2 protein-coding genes are annotated in these 2,602 nt (G+C 59.3%); one reads left to right on the forward strand and one right to left on the reverse strand.

Features of this window, described 5'->3' with window-relative positions; genetic code table 11:
• Positions 1-142 precede the first annotated feature (142 nt).
• Positions 143-886: a Crp/Fnr family transcriptional regulator gene (locus tag EN925_RS31405; RefSeq protein WP_024502861.1), complete on the reverse strand. Its 744-nt coding sequence runs from the start codon at positions 884-886 to the stop codon at positions 143-145.
• 152 nt (positions 887-1,038) lie between these two features.
• Between EN925_RS31405 and hemN the strand changes: the two genes are divergently transcribed.
• Positions 1,039-2,388 carry an oxygen-independent coproporphyrinogen III oxidase gene (gene hemN / locus EN925_RS31410; RefSeq protein ID WP_063169226.1) on the forward strand — a complete coding sequence of 450 codons (1,350 nt, stop codon included), beginning with the start codon at positions 1,039-1,041 and terminating at the stop codon, positions 2,386-2,388.
• Positions 2,389-2,602 lie beyond the last annotated feature (214 nt).

Consider the following 2,602-nt stretch of genomic DNA (forward strand, 5'->3'; position numbering starts at 1 on the left):
CCTGGCGATTGGTCACGTTCCTATCAAAGCCCGAAAGCTGTTTGTCTCGACAACCGTGACGCCGCTTCGTCGAAGGCGCGGCGACATCGCATTAAAAGGCAAACACGGCCCGCCCCGGAGTCATGCGACATGGCCTCGCCGCTTAGGGCCGCTCGCGTCCGCCGCCACAGCGCTTCTCCAGACGGCTTATGCTGTCCACCGTCACATGGCGTGCGTTCTCAATCCGAATCACCCCGTCAGCCCGCAATCGCGTCAGTTGGCGGCTCACGGTCTCGCTGGTGATTCCAAGGAAATCAGACATTTCGGCACGCGTCAGCGGCAGATCGAAGGAGGCCGACCCGGAAGCCGCATCGAGACTGGAATCGATATTCCGGGCCATCATGAGGAGAAAAGTCGCCACCTTTTCCGGAGCTGTCTTGCGCCCCAGCGTCACCATCCACTCGCGCGCCTCATCGAGTTCATTCAGCGTCTGTTTGAGCAGGCGATGCTCGAATTCCCGTGACGCCTTCATCATCCGTTCGACGGCCGCTCGCGGAAACGAACACAGCGTGACTGCTGTTGCCGCTTCCGCATTGATCGAGCTTTCCTCCTTGAAAGGACGTCCCAGAAAATCCGGTGCAAACTGGAGACCGACGATCTGCTGGCGCCCATCCGACAGGCTCTTTGATAGCTTTACCACGCCTGAAAGCACGTTGGAGTAGCTGTCGACGTTCTGTGCCTCGCCGGTCAACTCCATTCCTGACTCGATCCGGCGACGCGAGCAAGTCTTGGCGAGCCCAACCAAATTGTCTGGATCGAGCGCACCGCAGACACCGCGACGCCGTGCCTCGCAAGGGAAGCAAAGAACAGGAATGCCGGAACTATGAATGTCTTGCCGAAAGGTCATGCGTTCGCCTTACCCGATCCTAACTGCCGGCAGGATACCCATCCAGGGTAGAGAAATCCTGCGGCGGTTTGTCCATGAGCGCGGCTGATCGAGATCAGGGTCTGCTTCAGCGATGCGTGCAGTGTTCCGGCGGGCAACACGGTGAACGCGAGATGCAATCGGAAATAGCTGTCAAACTCAGCGAGAACGTCCCACGCTACACCAGCTATCCGACGGCGCCGCATTTCCATTCGGGGATCGATGCTGCCATTTACCGTGGCTGGTTGGAGACGCTGGAAAGCGGCGACGAAATCTCGCTGTACCTGCACATTCCTTACTGCGACAAGCTCTGCTGGTTCTGCGCCTGCCACACCAAGCAGACGCACCAATATGAGCCGGTGGCCGCTTATCTGCGCTCGCTGAATGCCGAAATCGTCACGATTGCCGGTCTGGTGAGCGGCAAGGCACATGTCCGTGCAATCCACTTCGGTGGCGGTTCGCCAACTATTCTGAGGCCCGATGATATGGTTGCTCTTGGAGCGGCCTTGCGGGACAGCTTCGACCTTCTCCCGGATGCTACGGTCAGCATCGAAATCGAAACCAACGACATGGACAAGGCGCGCCTTGATGCACTTGCTCAAATCGGCGTAACGCGGGCGAGCCTCGGCGTGCAGGATTTCGATCCGCAAGTGCAAAAAGCAATTAATCGTGAGCAGAGTTTTTTGCAGACCAAGGCAGTCGTCGACGGGGTTCGTTCGCGGGGCGTCGAATCGGTCAATCTGGACCTGCTCTACGGGCTCCCGAATCAGACACGCGAGACGATCTGTTCCACGGTGGCGCAGGCACTGACCTTGGAGCCAGACCGGATGGCCCTGTTCGGCTACGCACATGTGCCCTGGTTCAAGAAGCATCAGACGATGATCGACGAGGCATGGCTGCCGAGTCCCACTGAGCGTTTCGCCCAATCTCAACTCGCGGCGCGGGCAATTGTCGCCAAGGGATATGAGGCAATAGGACTCGATCATTTCGCGAAGCCCGACGATGCGCTGGCCATAGCGGCCCGCGCAGGGGTTTTGCATCGCAATTTTCAGGGCTACACTGAGGATCGCTGCCCGACACTGATCGGACTTGGCCCTTCGTCCATCGGTCGTTTTCGCCAAGGCTACGTGCAGAACATGGCTTCGACTGCCGGGTACGGGCGCATGGTTGCGGATGGCGGGTTGGCTGCCGTCCGCGGCGTTGCCCTTTCCGACGACGATCGCGTCCGTGGCTGGATCATCGAGCGGCTGATGTGTGATTTTGCCTTCTCGGCAGTCGACCTGGTGGAGCGGTTCGGCAAAGCCGGCGAGCAGCTCCTTCATCGCTCGAGGTCCATCGCACTCCACGATCCTGCCCGAGCGCTTGAATTCGATGGTGACAGTTTCCTCGTACGGACTGAAAGTCGCCCCTTCATTCGAACCATCGCGGCCAAGTTCGATACATATTTCAAAGGGGGAACGGCGAGGCACTCGGTGGCGGTCTGAGCAAAGCACAGTGCGCTCGCCGTTTGGTCGATCGGCGAACCAGCTGCGTTCGTTTTGACCGCTCATAGGCGACTACCGCATCAAATCGTCGACCGTGAACAATCCGAGCCCTAAGCGGCGACCGGCTTCGGCCGGATTTGAAGCAGGGCAATCAAGAGCGACAAAAACCCCTTCAGCCACCTGAGCAGGAGGGAGAAGTTGTAGCCGGCGGCGG

The sequence above is a fragment of the Mesorhizobium sp. M7A.F.Ca.US.006.04.2.1 genome (genome assembly GCF_004022915.1).
GTDB lineage: Bacteria > Pseudomonadota > Alphaproteobacteria > Rhizobiales > Rhizobiaceae > Mesorhizobium > Mesorhizobium ciceri.